Below are 4028 nucleotides of genomic sequence, written 5' to 3' on the forward strand. Positions count from 1 at the left end.
GCCGCCTCGCCGAGCACCAGAAACAGAATGACGCCCGGCGTGTAGCCCAGCGTCTTGAGGATCCCGACTTCGCGGACGCGTTCACGGACGGACATCGCCATCGTGTTGCCCGAGACCAGCAGAATGGTGAACGTCACCGCCGCGACAATGCTCATCAGAAATACTTTCACGTTACCGAGGAATGCGATGAACTGCAGCGAGAAGGCCTGCTCCGACTCGCTCCGGGTCGGAGCCGTCGAGTTGGTGTTCATGTCGTCGATCGTCTGGATCACGCGCGGGACGTCATCGGCCTTGTCCACCTGTGCTTGAAAGGCAAGCGCCAGATCCTGCCGGCCGTTGCCGCTCCCCAGCATCTGCCGCAAATACTCCTGGCCGAAGAACAACGTCTCGGCTGTGTTGGGGTCGGAGAACGTGCCGACGAGCGTCAACTCCGGATTGACGGGAAAGATATCGCCGGTGAGAAAGATGCGTTCACCGATCTTCCAGTTCATGCGCTCCGCAAGATCGCTGCTGGCAATCGCGCCGGTGCGCTGCGTCTCGAAAGCGGTCCGCTGGTCCGCGGGCATCTGGATCTCGGGACGCACCTTGAAGAACTGATCCTGATCCACAACAAAGCGGGCAAAAAAGTTCTTCTGGTCGCGCGCGTCCTTGTAGGTCCCGCCGAACCACTGCCACACCATCGCGGCCTTGACACCCTGGATGTTCCGGATCTTGTTCAGATAGGACATTGGCATCGGCTGCGTAATCGACACCTTGTGATGGATCACCACGCGCAATTCCTGGCCGGCTGTCGGAGGCGCCAGGAAAAGGGCCCGGTACAAGGCCACCAGGACGCCCAGCAGGCAGAACGAAAACGCGATGCTGAAAATCGTCAGCAGGCTGCGGCGCCGGTTGCGCAGGGAGTTTTTCCAGATCAGTGGAAGGTAACGTAGCACCCGGCTATTGTACAGCTTCAGCGCATCAGTTCCAGGGGCTTCGGCAATTTCGCATGGCAACGTCAAAGTCGTTTAGCCGCAGATTACGCGGATTACGCAGATGGGTCGCCGATCGGCGTCGTGACCGTAACAACGCGTCTTGTGAATCGCATTCCCCGCCTTTCCAAGGCGGGGTGGCTGCGCCACTAATAAAACGGTCCCATTCCTTAGCGGCGCAGACGGGGCGGTTGGTAACTTCCATCAACAAACCGGGCCATCTTCTCGGCATTCATTTTTTGAGCAAAGCCCATCATACCCATGATTTTTCAATTAAAATAATTGAAGGAAGTCCACCAATGAACCCAGATATCGCCGGCACGTACATTCACGAATCCAACGGCTCGAACTACCTCGAATTAAAGCCTGATGGGAATTGTGTCCTGTTTGAAGGTTCGACAGCTGTCAGCGGCACCTATCAAATCGACGGCTCTTTGATCACGATCTCCAACGCTGGGTCGTATACGAAGGGAATGATCCGGGATGGGGTGATCACCGATGCGGAGGGTGACAGATGGATTCTCGCCAAAGCCGGCGCACAGGCGGCTGCAGGCCTGACAAAGTGCCCGAACTGCAGCGCGGACCTGCTGGCAGACGCGAAATTCTGCTCAAACTGCGGCACGGTGGTGGGCGCGACGGCAACCAGAGTCCCGCCGCCTTCGGCAAGCGCCAGGCCGGTGGCTGTTCCACGCCCGACCACAGCACCGACGCAGGTAACGTTCGATGCAATGATCGACTCGACACCATGGCTGGCCGGCCTCATCGCCAGAAACCTGCCCTGGGAGCTGTTCGAGGCGATCGGCTGGGTGGCGGTGCTGATGTTGGTGGTGATCAGCGTGATGAACGCCAAGCCGTAGACGTCCGGATTCGCGCTACGCCGCCTTTTTCGCCGGTTTGCCGTCGGATGCCAATCGAACCGACATCCACACCGTCAAGCTCATGCATTTGGGACAGCGCGGAAAGCTTTGCCGTTTTTCCAGTCCGGTCTCTGCCAGACAGCATTCCGTTGCATACACGCCACTGCGAACCACATCTTTTCCGGTTTTCATAAAGACTCCTTAAAAAACGAACGACTTTGCATAGCACGCAGAATGGCAAAACGAATGGTAGCCTTCTGCCTCCGGATCTCGATGATTCTTATGAAGACGGCATGCGGGGATGGGAAGGCGATGGGAATGAGGAGTGGAGAATTTTCCGGCGAAGGGCTGTACATTCCCCGCCTTTCAAAGGCGGGGTGGCTGCGCCATCAATCAATGGGCCCGTTCCTTAGCGGCGCAGACGGGGCGGTTAGTAACTCCATCAACAAAAAGGTGCGCTGCGCGGTTCGTTACTAACCGCTATTACTGCTTCGCCCTGTCGGGCTCGCGCTTTGCCCCCGCCCTCGCGTTCTAACGTTTTAATCGCTCGGGCACCCCGCCTTGAAAAGGCGGGGAATATTCCTTGATTATTGACGACACTTGTCGTTATATGGACGTATCACGAGGAGACAATGGGCTTCCCAAAACTCAGCAAACTGGAACTTCAAATCATGGACACGCTGTGGGACCGCGGCGAGTGTTCCATCCGAGAAATTCAGGAGGCCTTTCCCGAAAAAGGCCGTCCCGGCTTTACCACCGTGCAGACCATGGTCTATCGGCTTGAGGCGAAGAATGCCCTGCGCTGCACCAAGCGGATCGGTAAAGCGAACATCTTCGAAGCGGCGATCTCACGCAAGGCCGCGCAAACCCGGATGATCGACGAATTACTGAATCTGTTCGGCGGCAAACCGGTCATGGCGCACATGGTGAAGTCCGGTCAACTGACACTGGAGGACGTCAAGGAAGCCGAGCAGGAACTCCGCAGGCTTGCAAAAAAGGAGAAGGCCAAATGAATTCCGAAACTCTCCTCTTCCTGGCAAATCATCTCTGGCAATCGACACTCTTCGCCGCAACAGTCTGGCTGATGACTCTGGTGCTGCGGAACAACCGCGCCGCCGTGCGGCATCGGCTGTGGTTTGCTGCCTCGATCAAGTTCCTGATTCCCTTTTCTGCATTGGTAGCCTTCGGAACACACTTTCAGTGGCGGACGGCGCCGGCAGAACCCGTGTTGATCGGCCAGATCGCCACTCCTTTCGTGGCTGCGAGCATCGTGCCGGAGCAACCCGAGCCTTCAAGCCGGATTCCGGAGATTCTCGCTGTCGTCTGGATCCTGGGCGTGATTGTGAACATGACCTGGTGGCTCACGGGGTGGTTGCGGCTCCGTGGCATCATCCGAAAGGCGTCGGCGTTGGATCTTGGTATTCCCCTGCGGGTCATGTCGTGCAGCGAACGTCTGGAGCCTGGGGTATTCGGTATCCTCCGGCCGGTATTGCTGCTGCCGGCAGGGATTACGGACCGGCTGTCGCCGGAGCAGTTTCAGACGGTCGTGGCACACGAGATCTGCCACGTCCGCCGGCGCGACAACCTGACTGCTGCCATCCACCTCCTTGTCGAAGCGCTGTTCTGGTTCCATCCGCTGCTCTGGTGGATCAAGTCGCGGTTGATTGCCGAGCAGGAACGCGCCTGCGACGAAGAAGTACTCCATCTCGGCAATGACCCTCATGTCTATGCCGAATCCATTCTCAAGCTTTGTGAGTTCTACATCGCATCGCCGCTGATCTGCGCGGCAGGCGTCACGGGTTCCAACCTCAAAAGACGAATCGAGGAGATTATGAACAACAGGGTGGCACGTCCACTGAGTTCTGGCAAAAGCCTGGCGCTTGCGGCCGTGGCGACCGCTGCGCTTGCCGTTCCGGTAATGATCGGCGCCGGCGGCGTGAAAGCAAAGCGGCCGGAAATGTCAAAGAAACCGGCTGAAATCCAGCCGCCGGAGCTGGAGCGACTGCAAGCTGCGCCTGTCCGGGGGGCTGCGCCCGGCGCCTATCTGCGCGCCTTAGGCACCGTCGTTGCATCGAACACGGTCACCGTCACATCGCGCGTCGATGGCCAGTTGATGTCGGTCAGTTTTAAGGAAGGAGACATGGTCGCGGCCGGACAGCTTCTGGCATCCATCGACCGGCGTCCTTTCGAGCTGCAACTG

Annotated in this window: 5 protein-coding genes; 3 read left to right on the plus strand and 2 right to left on the minus strand. The window is 58.3% G+C overall.

Translation table 11 applies throughout. The features are described 5' to 3' along the window. The coding region (locus tag VGK48_14385) for an FtsX-like permease family protein (protein ID HEY2382362.1) at positions 1-995 on the minus strand (995 nt) is incomplete at its 3' end. 275 nt (positions 996-1270) lie between these two features. Between VGK48_14385 and VGK48_14390 the strand changes: the two genes are divergently transcribed. Next, complete coding sequence (locus VGK48_14390) at positions 1271-1828, plus strand: zinc ribbon domain-containing protein (protein HEY2382363.1); 558 nt, start codon at positions 1271-1273, stop codon at positions 1826-1828. A gap of 15 nt (positions 1829-1843) precedes the next feature. Here the strand turns inward: VGK48_14390 and VGK48_14395 are convergent, their stop codons facing one another. Then, complete coding sequence (locus VGK48_14395) at positions 1844-2020, minus strand: hypothetical protein (protein ID HEY2382364.1); 177 nt, start codon at positions 2018-2020, stop codon at positions 1844-1846. A gap of 440 nt (positions 2021-2460) precedes the next feature. Here VGK48_14395 and VGK48_14400 point away from each other — a divergent pair, with 440 nt between their 5' ends. After that, on the plus strand, positions 2461-2841 hold the full coding sequence (locus VGK48_14400; GenBank protein HEY2382365.1) for a BlaI/MecI/CopY family transcriptional regulator: 381 nt from the start codon (positions 2461-2463) through the stop codon (positions 2839-2841). After that, positions 2838-4028, plus strand: a 1191-nt coding sequence (locus VGK48_14405) for a M56 family metallopeptidase (protein HEY2382366.1), incomplete at its 3' end; no start/stop codon positions are given. The genes VGK48_14400 and VGK48_14405, both read left to right, overlap by 4 nt.

The organism is Terriglobia bacterium (assembly GCA_036496425.1).
Taxonomy (GTDB): Bacteria; Acidobacteriota; Terriglobia; order 20CM-2-55-15; family 20CM-2-55-15; genus 20CM-2-55-15.